The 25,637-nt window shown below is 36.6% G+C and carries 21 protein-coding genes; 7 read left to right on the top strand and 14 right to left on the bottom strand.

Annotation, left to right across the window (positions count from 1 at the left end; all coding sequences use genetic code 11):
• Positions 1-828 precede the first annotated feature (828 nt).
• The 8 genes from lpdA to ACFIL2_RS10070 all read right to left on the bottom strand — a co-directional run bounded on the left by lpdA (position 829) and on the right by ACFIL2_RS10070 (position 11,960).
• Entirely contained in the window at positions 829-2,235 is a 1,407-nt protein-coding gene (gene lpdA, locus ACFIL2_RS10105; protein ID WP_375680108.1) for a dihydrolipoyl dehydrogenase, read from the bottom strand.
• Between the two features lie 31 nt (positions 2,236-2,266).
• Positions 2,267-3,478 (bottom strand): 2-oxoglutarate dehydrogenase complex dihydrolipoyllysine-residue succinyltransferase, encoded by a 1,212-nt coding sequence (gene odhB, locus ACFIL2_RS10100; RefSeq protein WP_375680109.1) that lies wholly within the window; start codon positions 3,476-3,478, stop codon positions 2,267-2,269.
• 32 nt (positions 3,479-3,510) lie between these two features.
• Complete coding sequence (locus tag ACFIL2_RS10095; RefSeq protein WP_375680110.1) at positions 3,511-6,510, bottom strand: 2-oxoglutarate dehydrogenase E1 component; 3,000 nt, start codon at positions 6,508-6,510, stop codon at positions 3,511-3,513.
• Positions 6,511-6,673: 163 nt separating this feature from the next.
• Positions 6,674-7,576, bottom strand: a complete 903-nt coding sequence (gene sucD / locus ACFIL2_RS10090; protein WP_375633942.1) for a succinate--CoA ligase subunit alpha — start codon at positions 7,574-7,576, stop codon at positions 6,674-6,676.
• 3 nt (positions 7,577-7,579) lie between these two features.
• Positions 7,580-8,776 carry an ADP-forming succinate--CoA ligase subunit beta gene (gene sucC, locus ACFIL2_RS10085; protein ID WP_375633629.1) on the bottom strand — a complete coding sequence of 399 codons (1,197 nt, stop codon included), beginning with the start codon at positions 8,774-8,776 and terminating at the stop codon, positions 7,580-7,582.
• 88 nt (positions 8,777-8,864) lie between these two features.
• Positions 8,865-9,827, bottom strand: coding sequence for a malate dehydrogenase (gene mdh / locus ACFIL2_RS10080; protein ID WP_375617436.1), 963 nt, complete (start codon positions 9,825-9,827; stop codon positions 8,865-8,867).
• Between the two features lie 289 nt (positions 9,828-10,116).
• Entirely contained in the window at positions 10,117-11,316 is a 1,200-nt protein-coding gene (gene zapE / locus ACFIL2_RS10075; protein ID WP_375633630.1) for a cell division protein ZapE, read from the bottom strand.
• A gap of 98 nt (positions 11,317-11,414) precedes the next feature.
• Complete coding sequence (locus ACFIL2_RS10070; RefSeq protein ID WP_375633631.1) at positions 11,415-11,960, bottom strand: AprI/Inh family metalloprotease inhibitor; 546 nt, start codon at positions 11,958-11,960, stop codon at positions 11,415-11,417.
• 225 nt (positions 11,961-12,185) lie between these two features.
• Here ACFIL2_RS10070 and dapF point away from each other — a divergent pair, with 225 nt between their 5' ends.
• The 7 genes from dapF (at position 12,186) to ACFIL2_RS10035 (ending at position 18,163) form a co-directional block, all read left to right on the top strand.
• The gene (dapF, locus tag ACFIL2_RS10065; RefSeq protein ID WP_375636422.1) at positions 12,186-13,037 is read left to right on the top strand and encodes a diaminopimelate epimerase; all 852 of its coding nucleotides are present in this window, start codon (positions 12,186-12,188) and stop codon (positions 13,035-13,037) included.
• Positions 13,037-14,320 (top strand): tRNA (N(6)-L-threonylcarbamoyladenosine(37)-C(2))-methylthiotransferase MtaB, encoded by a 1,284-nt coding sequence (mtaB, locus tag ACFIL2_RS10060; RefSeq protein ID WP_375633633.1) that lies wholly within the window; start codon positions 13,037-13,039, stop codon positions 14,318-14,320. The genes dapF and mtaB overlap by 1 nt, the downstream gene beginning before the upstream one ends.
• A 14-nt stretch (positions 14,321-14,334) precedes the next feature.
• Complete coding sequence (gene ftsY / locus ACFIL2_RS10055) at positions 14,335-15,534, top strand: signal recognition particle-docking protein FtsY (RefSeq protein WP_375633634.1); 1,200 nt, start codon at positions 14,335-14,337, stop codon at positions 15,532-15,534.
• Complete coding sequence (locus ACFIL2_RS10050; protein WP_375633635.1) at positions 15,531-16,217, top strand: septation protein A; 687 nt, start codon at positions 15,531-15,533, stop codon at positions 16,215-16,217. Before ftsY ends, ACFIL2_RS10050 begins: the two co-directional genes overlap by 4 nt.
• 62 nt (positions 16,218-16,279) lie before the next feature.
• On the top strand, positions 16,280-17,041 hold the full coding sequence (gene gloB / locus ACFIL2_RS10045) for a hydroxyacylglutathione hydrolase (protein ID WP_375633636.1): 762 nt from the start codon (positions 16,280-16,282) through the stop codon (positions 17,039-17,041).
• A 2-nt stretch (positions 17,042-17,043) separates the two neighbouring features.
• Positions 17,044-17,541: a hypothetical protein gene (locus ACFIL2_RS10040; protein ID WP_375633637.1), complete on the top strand. Its 498-nt coding sequence runs from the start codon at positions 17,044-17,046 to the stop codon at positions 17,539-17,541.
• Between the two features lie 154 nt (positions 17,542-17,695).
• Positions 17,696-18,163 carry a hypothetical protein gene (locus ACFIL2_RS10035; protein WP_375680111.1) on the top strand — a complete coding sequence of 156 codons (468 nt, stop codon included), beginning with the start codon at positions 17,696-17,698 and terminating at the stop codon, positions 18,161-18,163.
• Between the two features lie 21 nt (positions 18,164-18,184).
• Here the strand turns inward: ACFIL2_RS10035 and ACFIL2_RS10030 are convergent, their stop codons facing one another.
• The 6 genes from ACFIL2_RS10030 to rho form a co-directional block, all read right to left on the bottom strand.
• Positions 18,185-19,081 (bottom strand): ParB/RepB/Spo0J family partition protein, encoded by an 897-nt coding sequence (locus ACFIL2_RS10030; protein WP_375612765.1) that lies wholly within the window; start codon positions 19,079-19,081, stop codon positions 18,185-18,187.
• A 41-nt stretch (positions 19,082-19,122) separates the two neighbouring features.
• Complete coding sequence (locus tag ACFIL2_RS10025) at positions 19,123-19,920, bottom strand: ParA family protein (RefSeq protein ID WP_273790170.1); 798 nt, start codon at positions 19,918-19,920, stop codon at positions 19,123-19,125.
• 6 nt (positions 19,921-19,926) lie between these two features.
• Positions 19,927-20,574 (bottom strand): 16S rRNA (guanine(527)-N(7))-methyltransferase RsmG, encoded by a 648-nt coding sequence (rsmG, locus tag ACFIL2_RS10020; RefSeq protein WP_375633639.1) that lies wholly within the window; start codon positions 20,572-20,574, stop codon positions 19,927-19,929.
• A complete protein-coding gene (gene mnmG, locus ACFIL2_RS10015) occupies positions 20,574-22,442 on the bottom strand; it encodes a tRNA uridine-5-carboxymethylaminomethyl(34) synthesis enzyme MnmG (RefSeq protein ID WP_375639467.1) in 1,869 nt (622 codons plus the stop codon). Before mnmG ends, rsmG begins: the two co-directional genes overlap by 1 nt.
• A 106-nt stretch (positions 22,443-22,548) precedes the next feature.
• Positions 22,549-23,856 (bottom strand): tRNA uridine-5-carboxymethylaminomethyl(34) synthesis GTPase MnmE, encoded by a 1,308-nt coding sequence (gene mnmE / locus ACFIL2_RS10010; RefSeq protein WP_375639469.1) that lies wholly within the window; start codon positions 23,854-23,856, stop codon positions 22,549-22,551.
• Between the two features lie 31 nt (positions 23,857-23,887).
• On the bottom strand, positions 23,888-25,153 hold the full coding sequence (gene rho, locus ACFIL2_RS10005) for a transcription termination factor Rho (RefSeq protein WP_015857121.1): 1,266 nt from the start codon (positions 25,151-25,153) through the stop codon (positions 23,888-23,890).
• Positions 25,154-25,637 lie beyond the last annotated feature (484 nt).

The raw sequence follows: 25,637 nt of genomic DNA, 5'->3' as shown, positions 1-25,637 counted from the left end.
AAATACCGCTCTTTTAAAGAAGAGCGGTATTTTGTAGAATATTCAATTCCTCGCCTCTTCATCTTAAATGACAAAGATCCTTAACCTACACCAATCATTAAACAATTCAATTTCTTTGAGTGAATTCCTTTTGACTTCCCTCTTCATATATAACGCTTTGATTTATAACAATAAATCATCATTTTCAACTTGATTCATAACGCTGAATAATGTAAAATTCTCTTAATCACAAACTCTCTCACATTGAAGTAATTAAAATCTTTTGTCTGCACATCACAAACAAAACGAGCGTGTGAGGTAAAATGATAAAAGAACAGAATAAAAATTCTCTTATGAAAACTCTCAATAATAAAGAGCTTTAGCAATATTGAGAACTGAAAAAGTGTATTATAATGCCAGCGTGTACTTTTACTAAACATAAAGATGATGTGCACAATAGGTCTTATAACAGTTTGAATGAATTTCATATATTTCAAGAGGAACTTTTACAGCTATACCATTCACGAACACCCTCGCGAAGTAGATTTTGGCACTTTGAGAGATGTTTTCTTAACACAAAGCACGCAGATAGGCTCAGAATCCTATCTTAAATATTTTATAACAGTATAAAAACTACCCCATATATAAAACTTTACATAGACTAAACACCACCGCTCTAAACGATAGTGCACAACAGACATCTAAAACAGTAATTATCGAAAAGCATACAACAAATGGAACATTTCAATACAATTGGTTATATTTTTTTAAAGTTTTAAAATGTTGTTGCATACTTCACTAATATTTTCTGCCTCATGTGCCTTTTAAAATGTACTTTTTAAAAGCTTTTTAAATATGAAGTGGTTTAGCAAATGTTGCCAAAGCTGCCTCACGCACGGCTTCTGATAAGGTAGGATGTGCATGGCAACAACGTCCCAGATCTTCTGATGAACCACTAAATTCCATTAAAACTGCAATTTCATGGATCATTTCACCAGCACCAAATCCAAGAATATGCCCCCCTAATACCCGATCTGTTTTTTTATCAGAAAGAATTTTAACGAACCCATCACTCTTTTGCATTGCACGTGCACGACCATTGGCCATAAAAGGAAATTTGCCAACATTATATTCAATACCAGCAGTTTTTAGCTCTTCTTCTGTCCTTCCTACACTCGCAATTTCCGGCTGTGTATAAACAACACTAGGAATAACATCAAAATTAACATGCCCTTTTTGACCTGCCAAAATTTCTGCCACAGCAACGCCTTCTTCCTCTGCTTTATGTGCTAGCATTGGCCCTTTTACGACATCACCAATCGCATAAATTCCTGGAACATTCGTCTGCCAATGAGCATCAATTGCAATAAATCCGCGTTCATCTAACTGAACACCAGCCTCTTGTAATCCAAGCCCCTCTGTATAAGGAGAACGTCCAGTAGCAATAAGCACAACATCAGCCTCTAAAGTTTCAGATTCACCACCTTTGACAGATTCAAAGCTCACCTGAGCCGTTGAGCCAGATTGTGTAACAGCTGTTACCTTTGCACCCGTTTTATATTCAATCCCCTGTTTTTCCATTAATTTCTGAAATTGCCGTGAAACTTCACCATCCATTGAGCCCAAAACTTTATTAAGATACTCAATAATGGTCACCTTAGCACCTAAACGGCTCCAAACTGATCCAAGTTCTGAGCCAATGACACCAGCACCTACTACAATCATATGCGTTGGTACTTTTTCAAGTGAAAGAGCTCCCGTAGAAGAAACAATAGTTTTTTCATCAATTTCAACATTCACCCCTGGAATGCCTGAACTCTCTGAACCGGTAGCAATAATAATATTTTTTGTCTCAATTGTTTGTTTATTACCATCTCTGGCAACAACTTCCACATGACCCGCATTCAAAATTTTGGCTGTCCCAAAAAAAGTATCAACTTTATTTTTTTTCATCAAAAAAGAAACACCACTCGTATTGGCTGTCACCACAGCTTTCTTATGAACCATCATTTGTTCAAGATTAAGCTTAGATTTACCAATAGAAATACCAAGCGTTTCAAAACCATGCTGGGTTTCAGAAAACACTTCTGAAGCATGCAACAACGCTTTAGAAGGAATACAACCAACGTTGAGACATGTTCCTCCTAATGTTGTACGCTTTTCAATAATTGCTACTTTAAGTCCCAGTTGCGCCGCTTTTATTGCTGCTACATAACCACCTGGACCCGCTCCGATCACAGCCACATCATAAGTCATCCGTTTCTCCTTTCATCCTGAAAACTGTATTTTACAAATCAAGAACAAGGCGTTCCGGATCTTCTAAGCTTTCCTTAACACGCACAAGGAAAGTCACAGCTTCTTGCCCATCCACAATACGGTGATCATAAGAAAGCGCTAAATACATCATGGGGCGGATCACAACTTGACCCTCAACAACCATTGCTCGCTCTTTAATCGCATGCATTCCCAAAATACCAGATTGTGGTGCATTCAAAATCGGTGTTGACATCAACGATCCATACACACCACCATTGGTAATGGTAAAAGTTCCGCCCTGCATATCAGAAACGGCTAATTTTCCATCACGCGCAAGACGCCCCAAACGACCAATCTCTTTTTCAATCTCTGCCAATGACATTTGATCTGCATCTCGCACCACTGGAACAACAAGCCCTTTATCCGTTCCAACAGCAATTCCAACATTGACATAGTTTTTGTAAACAATATCTGTCCCATCAATCTCTGCATTAACAGCAGGAAGTTCTTTTAATGCATGACAAACAGCCTTGGTAAAAAAACCCATAAAACCAAGCTTAACACCATGTTTCTTTTCAAAAAGATCCTTATAACGCTTGCGCAAATCCATCACCGCTGACATATCAACCTCATTAAATGTGGTTAACATTGCTGCTACATTTTGTGCATCTTTAAGACGGCGAGCAATTGTTTGACGCAATTTCGTCATACGAACCCGCTCTTCACGTGTTTCTTGGACAGGAGTTGCCGAAGAACTCGTCGCAGAAGAAGAGGGTGTAGGAGCATTTGTACTTTGTTTTAATCCACCAAGAACATCTTCTTTAAGAATTTGTCCACGTTTTCCAGAACCTGAAATATCGCTTTTTGCAACATTATTTTCAGCCATCAATTTTGCTGCTGAAGGAGAAGGAGGCATTGCACTGCTCAAAGCAGGCTTCTCCGATTCAGATGAAGCCGCTGGAACAAGTGTAGCAGAAGGTGAAAGTGATTGGGAGATACCAGCTTCTCCAGCCTTCACCACTCCTAAAAGAGCATTTACTTCAACCGTATCGCCTTCTTTTGCAATGATTTCAGATAATTTCCCAGCAACAGGAGAAGGAACTTCAACGGTTACCTTATCAGTTTCTAATTCAACCAAAGGCTCATCTATAGCGACAGCTTCGCCAAGTTTTTTAAACCATTTGCCAACCGTTGCTTCGGTAACCGATTCGCCCAAAGTAGGAACACGAATTTCAGTAGTCATAATATTTTTCCATACATCAGAGTAGTAATAAATTAAGAACCTAACGCGTCTTTAAGAAACGCAGCCAGTTGTTCAAGGTGTTTCACCATTAACCCAGAGGCCGGTGACGCACTCGCAGGACGTCCTGCATAACGAGCACGTGAATATTGCGCATTAATATGCGTCAAAACCCATTCCAAATAAGGCTCAATAAATGACCAAGCCCCCATGTTTTTTGGTTCCTCTTGGCACCAAAAAACTTCCGCCTGCAAAAAGCGCGATAATACATTCACCAAAACTTTTGCAGGGAAAGGATAAAGCTGTTCAACACGAAGGAGGTAAACATCATCAATACCCCTTTTTTCACGTTCTTCATAAAGGTCGTAATAAACCTTACCAGTACAAAGAACGACACGGCGAATCTTATTATCTTTTTGCAACTTAATGACAGAATCTTTGAGACATTCTGCATCATCAAGCAACACACGACAAAAACTTGTTTCTGGCCCCATTTCATTGAGAAAAGAAACAGCTCGCTTATGACGTAAAAGTGATTTCGGTGTCATCAAAATCAATGGCTTCCGGAAATCACGCTTAATTTGTCGACGCAAAATATGAAAATAATTTGCAGGGGTTGTACAATTAGCAACCTGCATATTATCTTCCGCACAAAGTTGAAGAAACCGTTCTAAACGTGCAGAAGAATGCTCCGGCCCTTGCCCTTCAAAACCATGAGGCAATAAACACACAAGACCAGACATACGAAGCCACTTACGCTCTGCGGATGAAATAAATTGATCAAAAATGACCTGTGCACCATTAGAAAAATCACCAAATTGTGCTTCCCAAAGTGTTAATCCTCGTGGTTCAGCAAGAGAATATCCATATTCAAAACCAAGAACAGCTTCTTCAGAAAGCATAGAATTAACAACATCATAAAGCGCTTGCCCCTTTTGTAAATGATTCAAAGGAATATAACGCGCCTCATTTTCTTGGTCATAAAGAACTGAATGACGTTGTGAAAAAGTTCCCCGTTCAACATCTTCACCGGAAAGACGAACCGGTGCTCCTTCCAAACAAAGTGAACCAAAAGCTAAAGCTTCAGCAGTTGCCCAGTCAACACCCTCACCGGTTTCAAAAATTTTAGCACGATTATTTAAAAAACGTTGAATGGTTTTGTGAACGTGAAAATCTGCCGGAATTTCAACAATTTTCTGACCAATTTCCTTTAAAGTTTTTAATTCAACACCAGTTGTTCTAGAATGCTGCTCATCAGAACTACTAAAAGCTTTGAGTCCCGTCCAGCTTCCATCAAACCAATCAGCCTTATTAGGTTTATAAGAAGCACTTGCTTCAAGTTCACCTTCAAGCTTATCGCGCCATAATTTTTTTTGTTGCTCAATCTCTTCTGAAGTAACCATTCCTTCTGCTACCAATTGGTCACTATAAAGTTGAAGTGTTGTTTTATGATTACGTATTGCTTTATACATAAGCGGCTGCGTAAAGGAAGGTTCATCACCTTCATTATGCCCATAACGGCGATAACAAAACATATCAATAACCACTGGTTTATGGAAAATCTGGCGAAACTCTGTTGCTATTTTGGCAACAAAAACAACTGCCTCAGGATCATCACCATTCACATGGAAAATTGGTGCGTCAATCATTTTTGCGACATCTGATGGATAAGGCGAAGAACGTGAAAAACGTGGAGATGTTGTAAAACCAATCTGGTTATTGATAATAACATGAAGTGAGCCTGCAACACGATAACCTTTAAGACCTGAAAGACCAAAAGTTTCTTGGATAACGCCTTGTCCTGCAAAAGCGGCATCACCATGAATAAGCAATGGCATCACTTTTGAACGCTCACTTAATGGGAGTAAATCAGTATGCGCATGTCCCATAAGTTGATCTTGTTTAGCACGTGCTTTTCCCATAACAACCGGATCAACAATCTCAAGATGAGATGGATTGGCCAACAGCGATAAATGAACTTTTTTACCATCAAAGTCCAGATCAGCGGTAGTTCCCAAATGATATTTGACATCACCGGATCCCTCCACATCATCAGGCTTGTAAGATCCCCCTTTGAATTCATGAAAAATAGCCCTATGCGGTTTGGCAAGAACTTGTGAAAGAACATTTAAACGACCACGATGGGCCATCCCTAAAATAACTTCCCTAACCCCCAAAGCACTACCACATTTGATAATCTGCTCAAGAGCGGGAATCAACGCCTCACCACCATCGAGTCCAAAACGCTTTGTGCCTTTATATTTAGTGTCTAAAAACTGTTCGAATCCCTCTGCCTGAATAAGCTTATTCAGAATAGCTTTCTTGTCTTGGTGTGTGAAAGAATTTTTTTTATCTCGCCCTTCAATGCGTTCTTGAAGCCATACTTTCTGAACCGGATCAGAAACATGCATATATTCCACACCGATTGTTGAACAATAGGTACGATTGAGAATCTCAAGCATTTGCGGAATAGTTGCATATTCCAACCCTAAAACATTATCAATAAAAATAGGACGCTCGTAATCAGCTGGAGTAAAACCATACGCTTCTGGAGAAAGTTCCTTATAATCTTCTTGTTTTTCGGCCAATTGAAGAGGGTCAAGTTGCGCATGAAGATGTCCCCGTTCTCGAAACGCACGAATCATCATAATTGCATGAACGGAATCACGTGTTGCACGAATAATATCTTGTTCACTGGAAGTTTTTCCCTTTTGTGCAGCACCTGTTATTGCTTTTTCCTTTAATTTATCGCCAAAATATTTTTCAAGAGAAGACCAATCACCATCAAGAGCAGAAATCAATTCACCCTCTGCTTTTAATGGCCAATGATCACGCTGCCATGTTGCTCCTTCAGCATTTTTAAGAACATCTTCTTTATTATCATGAAGTCCTTCAAAAAAAGCACGCCACTGTGAATCAACACTGGTAGGATCTTTTTCATATTGAGCATAAAGTTGATCTATATAATCCGCATTCCCACCATAAAGAAATGATGTCTGTGCAAAAAGGCTATTTATTTCGTCCTGCCTTGCCATATACTTCTCCGGAACATTTATTCCGTCTCCTTATATCTCTTTTTGACCTTTAAATGCTTACAAACAAGCAGTGATTCGAACATTCAAAAAAGTTTTACCTTTTTATACTCAAGTTTTCTCACCTGAATCTAAGAACCTTTTCTTATTCAGGTGAAACTTTCTTTTAGCCTTTCAAAACTGACATCAAAGTCTTACCTATCTGTGATGGCGAAGAAGACACACGAATCCCTGCTGATTCCATTGCCGCAATTTTATCTTCTGCTCCACCTTTACCACCAGAAATAACAGCACCAGCATGTCCCATTGTACGTCCTGGAGGAGCCGTACGGCCAGCAATAAAGCCAACAACTGGCTTTTTTCGACCTTTTCTTGCTTCATCTTGCAGAAACTGTGCTGCTTCTTCTTCAGCAGAACCACCAATCTCACCAATCATAACAATAGACTCGGTTTCATCATCCGCTAAAAACATTTCCAACACATCAATAAATTCAGTACCCTTAACAGGATCGCCACCAATCCCTATAGCAGTTGTTTGTCCGAGACCTTCCTGACTCGTTTGAAAAACGGCTTCATAAGTTAAAGTTCCCGACCTCGAGACAACCCCAACAGAACCTTTTCTAAAAATAGAACCAGGCATAATACCAATTTTACATTCATTTGGTGTAAGAATACCGGGACAATTAGGACCAATAAGACGAGACTTTGAGTTTTCTAATCGCGCCTTCACTTTAACCATATCCATAACGGGAATACCTTCCGTAATACAGATAATTAAACGAACTTCAGCTTCTATAGCCTCTATAATAGCTGCCGCAGCCCCTGCAGGAGGAACATAAATAACGGAAGCATCTGCACCTGTTTTTTCTTTTGCTTCTGCAACATTAGCGAAAATAGGAAGAGTTTCGCCTTTTAAACCTTCCCATGTTTCTCCACCCTTTTTAGGATTAACGCCACCAACCATTTGCGTACCATGATAAGCAAGTGCCTGTTCTGTATGAAATGTTCCTGTTTTTCCTGTAAGCCCTTGAACTAGAACTTTTGTCTCTTTATTCACAAGAATTGACATAGCTTAAGCTCCCTTCACGGCTGCAACAATTTTTTGGGCAGCATCATCTAAATCATCAGCAGGAATAACATTCAAACCACTCTCATTGATAATTGCTTTACCTTGCTCAACATTAGTACCTTCAAGACGAACAACCAAGGGAACCTTTAAACCAACCTCACGAACAGCAGCAACCACACCTTCAGCAATGACATCACAACGCATAATACCACCAAAAATGTTAACTAAAATGCCCTTAACATTTGGATCGGCCGTAATAATTTTAAAAGCAGCTGTCACCTTTTCTTTTGATGCTCCACCACCAACATCCAAAAAATTCGCTGGCTCTGCTCCATAAAGCTTAATGATATCCATTGTTGCCATAGCAAGCCCAGCACCATTAACCATGCAACCAATCGTACCCTCAAGAGCAACATAAGCAAGATCATGCTTTGATGCTTCTATTTCCTTTGGATCTTCTTCTGAAAGATCGCGCAATTCTAAAATATCTGGATGACGAAACAGAGCATTATTATCAAAAGAAACTTTCGCATCAAGAACACGCAAGTGACCATCTTTCATCACAATAAGCGGATTGATTTCTAAAAGGCTCATATCTTTTTCACAAAATGCCTTATAGAGAATCGAAAAAAGCTTTTCACCATCTTCTCGCGCACTACTTTGTAGTTTCAACGCATCACAAAGTCTTGCACAATCAGCTGAAGTAACACCCTCTACAGCATCAATGGGAAGCGTGAATATTTTTTCTGGTGTCTCTTCAGCAACCGTTTCAATATCCATTCCACCTTCTGTTGAAACAACAAAAGCAATTCGACCAACGCTACGATCAACCAAAAGTGAAAGATAAAGCTCCCGTTCAATATCGGCACCATCTTCAATATAAAGGCGGTTGACCTGCTTACCCTCTGGACCAGTTTGTTTGGTTACCAAAGTTTTTCCAAGCATTTCTTGAACATTTGCAACAACTTCTTCAACAGATTGTGCAAGCCGAACACCACCCTTTGCATCAGGACCAAGTTCTTTAAACTTACCCTTACCACGACCACCAGCGTGTATCTGACTTTTAACCACATAGAGAGGTCCGGGCAATTTTTCCGCCCATTTTTCAGCTTGCTCTACAGAATAAACAGCGACACCATTTGCAATTGGTGCTCCATATTCATGAAGCAGACGTTTGGCCTGATACTCATGGATATTCATGCATTTGTCCTTTTCTTTTATGGATCTTATTAATCCTAAAGTTTTAACATTCTAAATACTTATTTTAATGAATTAAATCTTGTTCAATTTACTTGAGACTAGGTACAAGAGCAATACAAGCTTCACAAAGCTTTTTAACCGCATTTACTGAATGATCAAAAGCACCTCTTTCTTCTTTGTCAAGATCAATTTCAATGACTCGTTCAACACCACCTGCACCAAGTACAACAGGTACCCCAACATAGGTATCATTAACCCCATATTCTCCTGAAAGATAAGCTGCAACAGGCACAACACGCTTAGTATCCTTTAGATAGGCCTCAGCCATAGAAACAGCAGAAGCTGCTGGTGCATAATAAGCAGAACCTGTTTTTAACAAACCAACAATCTCTGCACCGCCATCACGGGTACGCTGGATAATTTGATCAATTCTTTCCTGTGTTGTCCAGCCCATCTTTATAAGATCAGGCAAAGAAATACCACCAACTGTTGAATAACGCACGAGAGGAACCATTGTATCACCGTGCCCCCCTAAAACAAACGCTGTCACATCTCTAATAGAGACCTTAAATTCCTCAGATAAAAAATGACGAAAACGCGCTGAATCAAGAACACCAGCCATACCAACTACTTTATGTGTAGGGAGACCTGAAAATTTCTGCAATGCCCACACCATCGCATCAAGGGGATTGGTAATACAAATAACAAACGCTGAAGAAGCGTATTTTTTAATTCCAGCTCCAACTTGTTCCATAACCTTTAAATTAATGCCCAAAAGTTCATCACGGCTCATACCAGGTTTTCGCGCAACACCTGCTGTTACAATAACAACATCAGCATCTTCAATTGCTTCATAAGCATTAGCACCTTTTAGACTGATATCAAAACCATCAACGGGAGAAGATTCGGCGATATCTAGAGCCTTACCTTGTGGCACACCTTCTGTAATATCAAATAAGACCACATCAGCAAGCTCTTTAAGCCCAATAATATGTGCTAAAGTACCACCAATCATACCTGAACCAATGAGAGCTATTTTTTTCCGTGCCATTTTATTTTTTCCTAACTTTTAGATCATTCAGCGCACACCCAATCAACGTCCGTATACTGAATATTTTTGACTTCAACCATATTCAAACAATATCATAAAAAGGAGTAAAGAAATGAAATTTACAAATTTATCTCCTTACAGAAACAACAACCCTCCGCTGAAACAACTATTAGAAAATTATCACGATGTATCGATAAAGTGAATTTAAAAAAAATACAACAGAATTATTATATTTCTTTAATTTCAAAAAGTTATTGTTTTGACAGTTTACGTAAAGGTAAAAGTATAATCAATGCTTCTTCTTCAAAAGAAAATGTTCTTCCCAAAGTTTTAAATAATCGTAGCTTTGCATTTCGAAAAGACGTGATTGTGTTCTTTGAAATTCAAATGTTTCCGTAATCTGCGCATGCCCTTTATACAAATCCCCTATCCCTGCGGCTGCCGACATAAACAACCGTATATGCCGCTCATAAAGAATATCAATAAGCAAAATAAACCGTTTTGTTTCATTGCGACATGTATCATCCATGACCGGTACATTATCAATAAAAATCGTATGATAATGCTCTCCTAATAACAAATATTCAGCCGCGGCCAAAGGTTTTGCACATAAATCCCCATAATCAAAACGAGCACATCCTGCACCAAAGCGCGGAATAGGAATAAAGCGCCCTTTTATAGAAAGCTCATCAGACATCTCCTTATGTCCTTGCAATACAAGTGCCCATGCTTGATCCATATATTCATTTGCTTGGACCCCCAACGGCGATACATACATCTGTTGTAGATTTGATTTTTCAAGGCGATAATCTGTTTTTGCATCAAGATTAACAACACGAACATATGCTTTCAAAACTTGAATAAAAGGCAAAAAGAGCTCACGATTCAAACCGTTACAATAAAGGTTATCCGGCGCCACATTTGAAGTCGCAATAAAGAAAATTCCTTTATCAAACAGAGCAGAAATAAGCCGCCCCAATACCATAGCATCAGCAATATCCGTTACACTAAACTCATCAAAACAAAGTACTTTTGCTTCTCGTGCAAGATCTTTAGCAACAGCTAAAATAGGATTATCTTGTTTAAATTTTGTACACCCAGATGCTTGACGATAAGAATTAATACGCTCATGCACATCAGCCATAAAATCATTAAAATGGGCACGCTTTTTATGAACTTTAGGCAAACAAGAAAAGAACAAATCCATCAGCATGGTTTTGCCCCGTCCTACTTCACCATAAATATACAGTCCCTGAAAAAAAACTGTTTCATCTCCTTGTTTTACAACGCAAGAAATATTTTGTTTTTTCCTTTTAAATATTCTGTTAAAGAAAGAGCAAAATATCCAAGGCAAAGAATGAGAGATATTTTGTTCCGCAATTTTTTTTAATAAATGATCAAAATATTCTGTTATAGCTAATTGAGCGGGATCAAAACAAACCTCTCCTTTAGCGACAAGCTCCTTATAACGTGTTGAAACGAGAATCATCCAAAAAACCTTTTTCAAACCGACCTCAATGAAAAATACAAATACTTTTCAAGAATCTGTCCGTCTAGTTTAGTTTGTCATAAACGATCAAAAATGATTTAACGACTTAAAATAACGGGATGATCATCAAGTGTACGTCCCTCAAAACGATCAACATTTGAAGAATAAAGAACGAGGATAACACGTCCAGAGTTATTATAAAAATATAATCTTTTTCCTTTAACAGCCCACGATCTCACTTGGGAAACAATTCCTGGACAGTGTAAAGGACCAGCACGGTACCCTTGTCCAAACTTTGTTTGTGGAGTTGCAATCCGGCAAACTTTTCCTCCCATAGAAAGATTCCATACCCCAGCAATACTTGCAGGAAATAAATCAGTGGCATTGCTTGGCAATTCGAGACTAGCCATTCGTCCATCGCTCTGAGAATCTCCTTTTTCATACATCGGAGCGTTTGCATCTTCAGATATCGACGAAGAAGTAGACGACAGATCAGACGCTTCTAATATTGTCATTTTTTGAGATGGATAAAAAACTTCTAATGCGTTACCATCGTCATTACCATCAAACCGTGTTGTTGAACACCCCCCTAAAAACATTACAGTTGATAGTGCAACGAAAAACGAAACTTTTGAAAACGCCATGTCTGTACTCTCTCCCACGACAATAAATAAGTTCACAAAAAAATTAAGCGAATATTTGTTATAGTTACAAAGATAAATTAACAAATTAAAAAAAACAGGTTAAAATCACTTATTTTAAAAGAAATAATTTATGTACCCAATTTTATATTTATTAAACACTAGAAATTTATAATATTTTCAGTCATATATCTTTTTATAAGTAATCATTAGAAATAGAGAAGTTTCATGAAAACGCCATTTAGCAAAATGGACGGTCTTGGAAATCAAATTATTGTTGTTGATATGCGTGAAAGCACATACGCTCTTACACCACAAGCAATCCTTGCTTTGTCGGCAGATCCTGAAATGCATTTTGATCAAATCATGGCTATCCACACACCAACCCCAAAAAAAGCCGACTTCCGCATAGAAATATGGAATGCCGACGGATCAATGGCTAAAGCTTGTGGCAATGGTACCCGCTGTGTCATCGCATGGCTTAAAGATCACAATTTTGGTGAAAAATTTCATTTAGAAACTCCCGCTGGAATTATTGAAGGAAAATACCAAACCGATAATCTCATTTCTGTTGATATGGGATGCCCAAATTTCAATGCAAAAGAGATGCCTGTTTCACGTGAAATAGTTGATACCAATCACGTAGAAATTATGGCTGGTCCCCTAAAAGACGCTTGTCTCATATCCATTGGCAATCTCCATGCTATCTTTTTTGTTGAAAATGATATTCAACATATTCCATTAGAAAAATATGGGCCAAAACTTGAACATGATCCCCTGTTTCTCGAACGATGCAATATTTCCATTGCTTGCATAACGTCAAAGAAAAGTCTAAATTTACGTACATGGGAGCGAGGGGCAGGATTAACACAAGCATGTGGGAGTGCTGCTTGTGCAAGTGCAGTGGCTGCTTATCGTCGTGGACTTACAGAGCGCCATGTTGATGTAAATTTACCAAAGGGAACACTTAATATTTTTTACCGAGAAGACGATCATATTATCATGACAGGACCAATTAAATATCACTTTAGTGGTTTTTTAAGCCCTTTAACAGGGTGCTACAAAAAGGATCACTCCTGATGGCAATAGAAATTGTAACTTTTGGTTGTCGACTTAATAGCTACGAATCGGAAATCATTCGCAAAGAAAGTACTTCTTCAGGGCTAGATCAGCTTAAAGATGGTGCTATTATCTTTAATACCTGTGCTGTCACTGCCGAAGCCGTACGACAAGCAAAACAAGCTATCCGCAAAGCAAGACGTGAAAATCCTCATGCGCGTATCATTGTAACAGGGTGTGCAGCCCAAACAGAAGCACAAAATTTTGCCTCAATGACAGAAGTAGATATTGTTTTAGGAAACGAAGATAAACTTCACGCTCATTCTTATCGTCAACTTCCTGATTTTGGTATTAATCATTCTGAAAAGGTGCATATCAATGACATTATGGAAGTACAAAAAATTGCTCCACATATGGTCAGTGCAATGCAAGAGCGCACCCGCGCTTTTGTACAGGTACAAAACGGATGCGATCACCGCTGTACATTTTGCATTATTCCTTATGGACGAGGACCATCTCGTTCAGTTCCCATGGGTGCTGTCATAGAACAAATTAAAAAGCTGATAGGTGGGGGTATCCAAGAAGTGGTCCTTACAGGTGTTGACCTTACAAGTTATGGCCACGATCTTCCTGGAAAAGCTACTCTAGGAAAATTAACTTCAGCTATTTTGCATCATGTCCCTGACTTAGCCCGATTACGCCTCTCATCTATTGACTCTATTGAAGCAGACGAAGAACTCATAAATCTTTTAGCTTATGAAACAAGAATCATGCCCCATTTGCATTTATCTTTGCAAGCAGGTGATAATATGATTTTAAAACGGATGAAACGGCGTCATCTGCGCGAACATGCCATTCAATTTTGCCAAGAATTGCGTGCCAAACGTTCTACAATGGTTTATGGTGCCGACTTAATTGCTGGTTTTCCTACAGAAACAGAAGAGATGTTTCAAAATAGTCTTGCCTTAATCAAAGACTGTAATTTAACCCATCTCCATGTCTTCCCCTTTAGTCCAAGAGAAGGAACACCTGCCGCACGTATGCCACAAATCAACCGTAAAATAGTTAAGCTGCGTGCTGAAAAATTGCGTAAAGCAGGTGATATGGCTTACCAAAAGCATCTTGCTCATTTACAAAACAGTCTACAAACAATTCTCGTTGAAAAAGATGAAATCGGACGAACAGAAGATTATACTCTTGTACAAGTTAAAGGTGCAAAAGCAGGAACAATTGTTCAAGCCCTTATCGTTGATCATGATGGCGATAAATTGATTGCTGTCCCTCCAAAATTAAACGCTGCTTGAGCAGGAGAATTCTTATGACTAAATCTTTTATAAAAAAAATATTCTCTTTTAACAAATCTCAAGAGCAAGAAATAGAACAACAAATTTCTATTCCTGATAAAAGCGATATAATAGAAGAAAATAATGAAAAGACAAAAAATCCAGAGTCAATACTTACAAAATATGATGAAAAATCTCCATTTCTAGAATCCCATTCTGATAAAATTCCCTTTTCTGGTAAAATTATTGTCACAGACAACATCCGTGAAAAAAAGAATGAAGAAATTTTATCTGAACCTTCTGTTGAACAAAAAAAGACAGCGTGGTTTGGGCGCCTTAAAAAAGGCCTATCCCTTTCTTCACAACGCCTAAGCGGATCAATTGGCGATCTCTTTGTTAAAAGAAAACTTGATGAAGATACATTGCAAGAGCTCGAAGATATTCTTATCCAAGCTGACATAGGTGTAGAGACGGCAACACGTATCACAAATACTTTAGCTTCCAGTCGTTACGGAAAAAACCTCTCCCCAGATGACATTCATACTATTGTAGCTGATGAAGTCAAAAAAGTTCTGGAACCTGTTGCAATACCATTAGAACTTGATCTCAGCCATAAACCTCATGTTATTTTGCTGGTAGGTGTAAATGGCACTGGAAAAACGACAACTATTGGAAAACTTTCAGCCAAATTAACAGAAGGAGGATTAAAAGTTATGCTGGCAGCTGGTGATACTTTCCGAGCCGCCGCTATTGAGCAACTACAAATTTGGGGTGAACGTACCAATTCTCCTGTTATTTCGACAAAATTGGGTGCAGATGCCGCCAGCTTAGCATTTGATGCTTATGAAAAAGCAAAAAAAACAAACAGTGATGTATTAATTATTGATACAGCAGGGCGTTTACAAAATAAATCTGAATTAATGGATGAGTTGGCAAAAATTATTCGTGTTTTAAAAAAACACACCCCCCAAGCACCCCACACAATCCTTCAAACTCTTGATGCAACAACCGGACAAAATGCACTCAACCAAGTGGACATTTTCCGTGATATTGCTGGTGTTAATGGTTTAGTTATGACAAAGCTAGATGGGACTGCACGAGGAGGAATTCTTGTCGCTATCGCAGCAAAATATAAATTACCCGTTTATTTTATCGGTATAGGAGAAGATATTGAAGATCTTCAACCCTTTTCTGCTTCTGACTTTGCCGAAACTATTGCAGGAAAACACGCATGAAACAGCCTTTATCTAATCTTAATTTACACAATAATTCTAAAAAAAAGATGAATAACAATAAAAAAATTTCTCTCTCACCAACACTTAAGTTTCTTTTGGAAATGGGTCCATTGGTTGCCTTCTTTTTTGCCAATTATAAGGGAGAATGGCTGATAAAAAACATTGGATTTTTTCAAAATTTTAGTAAGCCTATTTTCCCTGCAACAGCTATTTTTATGGTGGCTATTATTATTTCCCTAAGCTTATCATGGATCCTTGCAAGACAAATTCCTATTATGCCTCTTATTTCAGGAATATTTGTTTTAGTTTTTGGCTTTCTAACTCTCTGGCTTCATAATGAAACTTTCATAAAAATGAAACCAACAATCATTAATAGCTTATTTGCTTTTGTACTTTTTGGTGGGATGTTTTTTAAAAAACCACTTTTACGTTATGCTCTTGATTCTACCTTAAAACTTGATGATTTAGGTTGGCAAAAACTTACCTATCGTTGGGCGTTTTTTTTCATTTTTCTTGCCATTTTGAATGAAATAATTTGGCGTAATTTTAGCGATAATTTCTGGACAAGTTTCAAAGTATTTGGCGTCATGCCTATAACAGTCCTTTTCATGCTTACCCAAATGCCTATAATTATAAAACATTCAAAAGGATTTTTTACAGAAGAGGACAAATCTGATTCTTAAAAAAATCATCACTACCGATTATTTTATAGATTCATCGCCAAACACTGTTCACGAGAAAAAATATGTTGATTGAACAGTTTATTTGTCGAGAAGACAATTTCGGTGTACTCCTTCATGATGAAAAAAGTGGTATGACAGCTGCAATAGATGCTCCTGAAGGCAAAGCGATTCACAATGCCTTAAAGCGCCGCAATTGGACACTTAACACTATTTTTGTAACTCATCATCATCACGACCATGTAGAAGCCCTATCAGAATTAAAACAAGTTTACAACGCTACGGTTATCGGACCAGAAGCAGAAAAAGAAAAGATCAATCATCTTGATAAAACACTTCAACCTGATGAAAGTTTTTCTTTTGGCTCACACCTTCTTTTAGCTCTTTCAACACCTGGTCATACTCTAGGCGCATTATCTTACTATTTTCCTGAAAAGAATTTACTCTTTGCTGGAGATACACTTTTTTCATTGGGCTGTGGACGTCTTTTCGAAGGAACACCAACACAAATGCTGAATTCTTTAAAAAAACTTCGTAAACTTCCTGATGAAACACTTCTTTATTGTGGACATGAATATACAAAAAATAACGCTCTTTTCGCACTAACAATTGACCCACATAATAAAAAACTCCACCAAAGAATAGAGGAAGTTTTTTTGCTACGTGCAAAAAACGCTATGACTTTACCAGTAACCTTAGGGCAAGAAAAAGCCACCAATCCCTTTCTCCGCTGGGATGATAGTGTGTTGCGAAGAAACCTTGTAATGGAAGAAGAAACAGATGAAGAAGTCTTTGCTGAAATTCGAAGAAGAAAGGATAATTTTTAACTATGCGTAAGTTCGTATTACGTTTGTTCCTGCTTTTTCTTTTCGTGATACATATTCAACAAACAATGGCAGAGGAAAAGGAAACAGATAATTCTTCTCTTATATCATCTCTCATTGCAAATTATCCCTTAACGGAAGATTTTCTTTTAAAGCTGGAAAAAATTGAAAAAGAATGTAAAAACTTACTTCCAGAAACAAAAAATAATCTTATAACTTATGATTCTAGTATCCAATCTAGTATTGAAAATTACACTACCTATATTTCTAGTAAACCAAAACTTGTAAATATTTTAAAAGAAAATAATATAACACCGAAAGATTTTGCTTCAGGAACCTTAGCTCTTAAAGAAATATCAACGCTTCTCATATTTGTACCTGAAAAGGAATATTCTACTGAGAAAAATACTATATTTCTAAACAATCTTGAATTTGTTAAAAAACATTTTTTTAAAGCGACAATTCTTTTAGATAACTGTGAAAAACTCATTTTGAGCAACTAATCAGCTATGACACATTAAAAAATAACCGTGTTTTTATCATTCCTAATAATTGGGTTTATTTCGATTATATTTAACAAATGTTTTTATAAAAATAAAGAATAACAGACGAAAAAATATTTATTGAAATTCAAAAAAGAAAGGATAATTTTTAGTCATGTTTAAACTTCTATTGTGCTTTTTCTTCATTTTTCCTTTTGCATCATACGCTCAAGAAAAAAAACAAGAAATAGATGATCTTTCTTTTATACCGCCTTTCATTGCAAATTATCCCTTAACGGAAGATCTTCTTTTAAAGCTGGAAAAAATAAAAATAGAATGTAAAAATTTATCTTCAGAACCAGAACAAACAAATAAAAAAAGTGATTTCAATAATTATAATGATAATATTGAAAAATACGCTGCCTATATTTCTAATAATCCAAAACTTGTGAATATTTTAAAAGAAAATAATATAACACCGAAAGAGTTTGTTATTGCTCACCTAGCACTTCAAGCGACATTGTATGTACTTACTGATGAAGGAAATTCTACTTATGAAAAAAACTTTTTACCTCCAAGCAATATAGAATTTGCTAAAGAGCATATGTATAGAATAATAAAAATTTTAAAATATAACTGTTAAAAAACTTTTTAGAACAATTGATTAACTTTGTAAACGCCGACAAATTTCATCTAATTGTTCTAATGAAGAGTAATGTATTTTTAAATCTCCACCTTTTTTACCATGTCGAATAATAACTTTCATTCCTATCACATCTGCAAGTAATTTTTCTAAAGATTTTGTTTCAGCATCTTTCTCCGTATTGGTACGCTTTTTAGTTTTAGGATTAGCTTGCTCATATGCAAGTATTTCTGTTTGACGTACTGAAAGCCCTTCACGAATAATTTTCTCAGCTAAATTTTGTGGATCATCAACGGTTATAAGACAACGTGCATGACCTGCAGAAAGTTGTCCATCAGTTAAGAATTGTTGTACTTTTTCTGGAAGTTTTAACAAACGAAGCGTATTTGCAACATGACTACGACTTTTTCCTATAACTTGCGCTAAATCTACTTGCGTATAATCATGTTCATTTAGAAGCATCTCATATCCCTTTGCTTCTTCGATAGGATTAAGATCTGCACGTTGAACATTTTCAATAATTGCCAATTCCAAAGCCGTTTTATCGTCCACATCACGAATAATAACGGGTAATTGACTTAAATTTGCACGTTGTGCTGCACGCCAGCGCCGTTCACCCGCAATCAATTCAAACCGATGAGGATGATCTCTTAAAGGCCTCACAATAACCGGTTGAACCACACCGTGTTGACGAATTGATTGTGTCAAATTATCAAGCTCTGTTTCAGTAAAATGACGCCGAGGATTGTGAGGATTACATGAAATAGATTCAATAGAAATAAATCGCTCAGAAAGACTACCGGATTCATTTAATTTATCAAAGCTTGATGAACGTGCAATATTGTTGTTTAAATTGATATCTCCAATCAATGCCGCTAATCCACGTCCTAGTCTTTTTTTTGATAGATCATCGTTCATAATTTTGCTCTTTGAGTTTTCTTACAAAAAATTTTACATTTTTAAGCAGCAGCACGTGCTTGTTTTTCACGTTGAATCATTTCTGATGCTAGACGCAAATAAGCTTGGCTCCCAGCACATTTAAGATCATAAAGCAATACAGGTTTGCCAAAAGAAGGCGCTTCTGATACTCTTACATTTCGTGGAATAACAGTACGATAAACTTTATCTCCCATAAAAGAACGTACATCTTCAACAACTTGATTTGAAAGGTTATTACGTCCATCATACATTGTTAGAACAATACCTTGGATCTCTAAAGATGGATTAAGTACGGATCGCACTTGTTTTACTGTTTCAAGTAATTGACTTAAACCTTCAAGTGCTAAAAATTCACACTGCATAGGCACTAAAACAGAATCCGCAGCCCCCATAGCATTAAGTGTTAAAAGATTAAGGGAGGGAGGACAATCAATTAAAATATAATTGAATTTTTTTTCCATTTCCGGATCATCATAGAGAGCTTTACGTAAGCGTTGTATGCGATCTTTTGATGAAGAAATTTCCATTTCCACACCTAAGAGATCAAGTGTAGAGGGAACTATATAAAGATTGGGTACGGCTGTTTTTAAAGCCGCCTGTGTAATTGAAACGCCCGAAACCAAAACATCATAAGAAGATAAAGGACGGCTATTACGATCAATCCCTAAACCTGTACTAGCATTACCTTGTGGATCAACATCCATAATAAGGACATTTTCACCAATAGCCGCTAAAGCTGTAGCAAGATTAATTGCTGTGGTTGTTTTTCCGACTCCACCCTTTTGGTTTGCAATAGCGATAATTCGTGTTTCGCTCATTTTGCTCTACCCTCTATATGATCGAATATGAGAAATTTCCAAAATAACAGAATTTTCATCAACTTTACTTTTATGTTTTAACAGATCAAAGTGCCAATTGGCAGAGGCATTTTTTATTTCTGTAGCGTAATCCCGACCTTTTTGCAAAAGAGCTATTGTTTTTTCTGTTAATAAAGGAAAAATGAGTTGTAAAAGAGTATCAAGCGGCGCTAATCCCCGTGCCGTTATAATATCAGATATGGGAATTTTTTGATATATATCTTCAATTCTAGCGTGATAAACCGTTGCTGGAAGATTAAGTTGAGCAATAACTGTTCGCAAAAAAGCAACTTTTTTCCCATTACTTTCAACAAGATTAATATGTGCTGTTTTTTTTTCTTTCAAAAAGATAGCAATCACAATTGCAGGAAAACCTCCTCCTGATCCTAAATCACACCAATGTAAAGAATGAGCATACAAAGGAAAAATTTGTGCTGAATCTAGAATATGTCGTGTCCATAGATCTGGTATAGTTGTAGCAGATATCAAATTAATATGTGCATTCCACTGAAGTATTAAAGACTCAAACTGAATTAAATTTTCCATCGTTTCACGTGAAACAGAAGGAACAATATTTAATAATTGTTGATATTTTTTTTCTGTAGAAAAATTCATTAAGCTGTTTTAGCCTTTTCACGTCGTTGACGTTGAATATGTGTAATAATAAGTGATAACGCGGCGGGTGTCATGCCATCAATTTTTTGTGCATCAGCAATTGAACCCGGCGACACTTCTTGAATTTTTGATTTAAGTTCATTTGAAAGACCTGAAATTGCCTGAACATCAAGAGAAGAAGGAATTTCTAAACGCTCATCTCTCTGAAGAGAGGCAATATCTTGTGCTTGTTTATCTAAATAAACCGCATATTGTGCTTCAATTTCTAAAGATTCTGCTGTTTTAGAATCAATTGTTTGTAATTGTGGCCAAAAATTTGAAAGACGCTCTAAGGTCATATGAGGATAAGCAAGAAAATCATAAGCCGAACGCCGAATTCCATCATGATTAACATGTAATCCATGAGCAGAAGCTTCATTGGGTGTTAAAAAAAGATTTTGACATATTGATCGTGCTTGATCAAGCCGTTGTTGTTTTTTCTGATAACATTCCCAACGTATTTTACTCACAATACCCCATTTTTGTGCCAAAGGTGTTAAACGCGTATCAGCATTATCAGATCGTAAAGATAAACGAAATTCAGCACGTGATGTAAACATCCTATAAGGTTCACAAACACCACGTGAAACCAAATCATCAATCATAACACCAATATAAGCAGTAGAACGACTTATAAGTATTTCATCTAATTTACCTACTTTACGTGCAGCATTTAATCCAGCTAAAAGTCCTTGTGCTGCTGCTTCCTCATATCCTGTTGTACCATTAATTTGGCCTGCTAAGAACAAACCCGGTAAAGAACGTAATTCTAAGTTTCTCGTTAATTGTTGTGGATTAACAAAATCATATTCAATAGCATAACCAGGTTGCAAAACTATAGAATTTTCCAATCCTTCAATGGTTTTCAATAGAGAAATTTGTACATCTTCAGGAAGAGAAGTAGAAAGACCATTTGGATAAACAGTATCATCATTTAATCCTTCTAGTTCCAGAAAGATCTGATGTCCATCACGTTCTCCAAATTTCACAATTTTATCTTCAACAGAAGGACAATAACGTGGTCCTAACCCTTCAATATTTCCAGAATATAAAGCAGAGCGATAAATATTCTCGCGAATAATTTGATGTGTTTTCTCATTTGTACGTGTTATTGCACATTCAATTTGTGGTTGTTCAATTTTCTCTGTTAAAAGAGAAAAGGGTATGGGATTTTCATCTGCTTGTTGTTTTTTGAGAGCTTCCCAAGCAATTGTTTTTTTACTCAAACGAGCAGGGGTTCCTGTTTTTAATCGTCCAAGTTTTATATGATATTTTTTCAAATGTTCAGCAAGTTTTACACTTGACTGATCTCCCATACGACCAGCAGCCCATGTTTTATTACCAATATGAATAAAGCCATTTAAAAATGTACCTGTTGTTAAAACAACAGCACCAGAAAAAATTGTTCCTTGTTTTTTTAAAATAACACCTGATACACAATTATCTTTAACAACCAGATCAATAACTTCATCCTCAATAAGAGTAAGATTTTCTTGTTCTTTTAATAATTTTTGAATTGCTTTTTTATAAAGTTGTCTATCTGCCTGTGTCCGTGGTCCTCTTACTGCCGGTCCTTTACGTCTATTAAGTAGTCTAAACTGAATTCCAGCAGCATCTGCTGCTCTTCCCATAAGACCATCTAACGCATCTATTTCACGAACTAGATGCCCTTTTCCAAGTCCACCAATAGCAGGATTACACGACATTGTTCCCAGTGCTGATATTTTATGTGTAACAAGCGCTGTTTTGGCTCCTACACGTGCTGAAGCTGAAGACGCTTCACAGCCAGCATGACCACCACCAACAATAACAACATCATATGATTGCATTTAATTCATTCCGTAGAAAATATTATAAGGTTTCACGTGAAACAGGATATAAATTACATAATCTTTATAATCTGTCTATGAAATAATCAATGTTTCACGTGAATCATTATTTACCAACACAAAATTCTGAAAAAATAATATCAAGCAAATCTTCAACATCAATATCTCCTGTAATTTTCCCAAGAAAATCACTTGCACAACGGAGATGTTCTGCACGTAAACTGAGATCAAGAGAATGATAATTAAGAGAAAATTCAATCTCTTTAACAGCCTGCTTTAATAATTGAAGTTGCCTTTTACGTGCTGGAACAATATTTCCAATTTCAGAAGCACGATAATGACAAAATGATTCAAGTTCTTTTATAAAATAATCAAAATTTAAACCAGTTAATGCGGAAAATTGTATAGACCAACGCTGATCACTTTTTTCATAAAGATCAAGCTTATTGCCAACACACCATATTTCAGCCGATGTTTCTGGTAAATCAACTTGCGTAGGATTTCCTATATCATAAACCAAAATAACCAAATCAGCTTCCATAACATGCTGTTTAGCAACTTCTATTCCCATCTGTTCTATTTTATTTTCTGTTTTTCTAAAACCAGCAGTATCTGTTAAAAAAATAGGTAAACCACCAAGAATAATTCTCATTTCTAAAGCATCACGGGTTGTTCCTGCTTCTTCCGTTACAATAGCAACAGATCTTCCTGAAAGACGATTCATAATGCTTGATTTTCCAGAATTTGGAGCACCAGCAATAACAATTTTTAATCCATCACGTAAAATACTCGCACGTTCTCCTTCAGTAATATATTCCCGAATAGAAGTACAAAGATCCTCAACATCTTTCCAAACTTTATCAGATATTGCGTTGGGAATATCTGCTTCATCAACAAAATCAAGTTCTGCCTCAATAAAAGCACGCGCCTTCATAAGCTTATGACGCCAATCACGATAAAGCGTCGTTAAATGTCCACTTGTACCCATAACAGCTAAACGCCGTTGGCTTTCCGTTTCTGCTTCTATTAAATCAGCAAGACCTTCTGCTTGAACAAGATCTAATTTTCCTTCCATAAAAGCACGACGTGAAAATTCACCTGCCTCTGCAATACGGCATCCAGAAAATGTCGACAATTCATCGAGAAAACGATTAACTACTGCTTTTCCTCCATGTAAATGGAATTCTGCACAATCTTCCCCCGTAAAACTATGAGGAGAAGGAAAAAAAACAGTTAAACCAGAATCTAAAAAACTACCATCACGAGCAGTAAGATTTCCATAATGCATAAAACGTGCTTTAGGTAAACGACCACAAAGCGTTTTAACTATATCCACAACATGAGGACCAGAAAGCCGAATGACTGCAACCCCTGAAGGTAACAATCCACTCGAAACAGCAAAGATTGTATCCACAGGTTTTATCCTAATAAAAACTTTAATAACTCTACGTATTCATTGAATCAAAAAATTCACTATTATTTTTTGTTTGCTTTAATTTATCAATCAAAAATTCAATTGCATCTGTTACATTCATAGATGCTAAAATACGACGAAGAACAAAAATTTTGTGTAAATCTTGTCGTTCTACCAGAAGTTCTTCTTTACGCGTTCCTGACTTTAAAATATCCATAGCAGGGAAAATACGTTTATCAGCAACTTTTCGATCAAGAACAATTTCCGAATTACCTGTTCCTTTAAATTCTTCAAAAATAACCTCATCCATACGACTTCCTGTATCAATCAAAGCCGTTGCAATAATAGTTAAAGATCCGCCTTCTTCAATATTACGTGCTGCACCAAAAAAACGTTTTGGACGCTGGAGGGCATTTGCATCCACACCACCTGTTAAAACTTTACCCGAAGAAGGAACAACTGTATTATATGCACGTCCAAGACGTGTAATAGAATCGAGAAGAATAACAACATCACGCCCATATTCAACGAGACGTTTGGCTTTTTCAATGACCATTTCTGCCACTTGTACGTGACGTATTGCTGGTTCATCAAAAGTAGAAGAAACCACTTCTCCTTTTACTGAACGCTGCATATCAGTAACTTCTTCTGGTCGTTCATCTATTAAAAGAACAATGAGATAGCATTCAGGATGATTAGTGGTAATAGAATGAGCAATATTTTGAAGTAAAACTGTTTTTCCCGTTCGAGGAGGAGCTACAATTAACCCTCTTTGTCCTTTTCCCAATGGAGATATCAAATCAATCACGCGTGATGACATATCTTTCTCTGTAGGATCTTGTATTTCCATTTGGAAACGTTCATTTGAATAAAGAGGAGTAAGATTATCAAAGTGGATTTTATAACGAATCTTTTCAGGTTTTTCGAAATTAATTGTATTAATTTTAAGGAGAGCAAAATAACGTTCTCCCTCTTTTGGACTGCGTATGGGTCCTTCAATTGTATCGCCTGTTTTTAAAGAAAACGACTGTATTTGTGCAGGTGAAAGATAAATATCATCAGGACCAGGAAGATAATTAGCATCAGCAGATCTCAAAAATCCAAATCCGTCTTGTAAAACTTCAACAACACCTTCTCCTATAATTTCAACGTCTTGTAGAGCAAGTTTTTTCAAGATAGCAAACATTAATTCTTGTTTGCGCATAAGGGAGGCATTTTCAACTTCTAATGTTTCAGCAAAAGAAACAAGCTCAACGGGATTTTTGCTTTTAAGTTCTTGTAGTTTCATTTTTTGCATGAAATATGCTCTTTGTAATTAAGGAGAAGATTGTTCTAAATAATTTATGGAAATTTATGAGTGAAATATTATTAAGAAAAAATATCCTACACTCAATTTTTTTAATCTGCAAGTACCATTTATATGAAATTTGTTCCTGTAATATTAAGTAATTATATGAAAAACTTGAAAAAATATAAAATCCAAATAGTATTTAATTATTTTAATAACAAAAATGTGAGTTAGAATTATAGCATTAATGAAATGCTATTCAAAAGTATTTTTTACAGAAATTTATATTAATAAATTTATATTAAAGAAAGGATTATTCTTATTTATAACTGTGTTTAGTGTGGATTATTATTTATCCTCAATTTTATCCACAAAAGGAACTGAAAAAAGAATAAAAATATCACTATCTTAAAGATATTATCCCCTCTTTTTTTATAAGAGGGATTAAATTATCACAAGCATTTAATTTGTGCATAAAAAAGGAGAATTTTTC

It is taken from the genome of Bartonella sp. AP30XZML, from assembly GCF_042195945.1.
Lineage (GTDB): Bacteria > Pseudomonadota > Alphaproteobacteria > Rhizobiales > Rhizobiaceae > Bartonella.
This window is presented reverse-complemented; position numbering and strand designations above follow the sequence as displayed.

Coding starts and splice junctions, on each gene's coding strand:
- ACFIL2_RS10030 (WP_375612765.1), bottom strand. CDS start 19,081: ATGAACGATGATCTATCAAAAAAAAGACTAGGACGTGGATTAGCGGCA.
- rho (WP_015857121.1), bottom strand. CDS start 25,153: ATGCAAAAAATGAAACTACAAGAACTTAAAAGCAAAAATCCCGTTGAG.
- sucC (WP_375633629.1), bottom strand. CDS start 8,776: ATGAATATCCATGAGTATCAGGCCAAACGTCTGCTTCATGAATATGGA.
- odhB (WP_375680109.1), bottom strand. CDS start 3,478: ATGACTACTGAAATTCGTGTTCCTACTTTGGGCGAATCGGTTACCGAA.
- ACFIL2_RS10095 (WP_375680110.1), bottom strand. CDS start 6,510: ATGGCAAGGCAGGACGAAATAAATAGCCTTTTTGCACAGACATCATTT.
- zapE (WP_375633630.1), bottom strand. CDS start 11,316: ATGATTCTCGTTTCAACACGTTATAAGGAGCTTGTCGCTAAAGGAGAG.
- dapF (WP_375636422.1), top strand. CDS start 12,186: ATGAAAACGCCATTTAGCAAAATGGACGGTCTTGGAAATCAAATTATT.
- mtaB (WP_375633633.1), top strand. CDS start 13,037: ATGGCAATAGAAATTGTAACTTTTGGTTGTCGACTTAATAGCTACGAA.
- gloB (WP_375633636.1), top strand. CDS start 16,280: ATGTTGATTGAACAGTTTATTTGTCGAGAAGACAATTTCGGTGTACTC.
- ACFIL2_RS10070 (WP_375633631.1), bottom strand. CDS start 11,960: ATGGCGTTTTCAAAAGTTTCGTTTTTCGTTGCACTATCAACTGTAATG.
- ftsY (WP_375633634.1), top strand. CDS start 14,335: ATGACTAAATCTTTTATAAAAAAAATATTCTCTTTTAACAAATCTCAA.
- ACFIL2_RS10050 (WP_375633635.1), top strand. CDS start 15,531: ATGAAACAGCCTTTATCTAATCTTAATTTACACAATAATTCTAAAAAA.
- ACFIL2_RS10040 (WP_375633637.1), top strand. CDS start 17,044: ATGCGTAAGTTCGTATTACGTTTGTTCCTGCTTTTTCTTTTCGTGATA.
- ACFIL2_RS10035 (WP_375680111.1), top strand. CDS start 17,696: ATGTTTAAACTTCTATTGTGCTTTTTCTTCATTTTTCCTTTTGCATCA.
- mnmG (WP_375639467.1), bottom strand. CDS start 22,442: ATGCAATCATATGATGTTGTTATTGTTGGTGGTGGTCATGCTGGCTGT.
- sucD (WP_375633942.1), bottom strand. CDS start 7,576: ATGTCAATTCTTGTGAATAAAGAGACAAAAGTTCTAGTTCAAGGGCTT.
- rsmG (WP_375633639.1), bottom strand. CDS start 20,574: ATGAATTTTTCTACAGAAAAAAAATATCAACAATTATTAAATATTGTT.
- ACFIL2_RS10025 (WP_273790170.1), bottom strand. CDS start 19,920: ATGAGCGAAACACGAATTATCGCTATTGCAAACCAAAAGGGTGGAGTC.
- lpdA (WP_375680108.1), bottom strand. CDS start 2,235: ATGACTTATGATGTGGCTGTGATCGGAGCGGGTCCAGGTGGTTATGTA.
- mdh (WP_375617436.1), bottom strand. CDS start 9,827: ATGGCACGGAAAAAAATAGCTCTCATTGGTTCAGGTATGATTGGTGGT.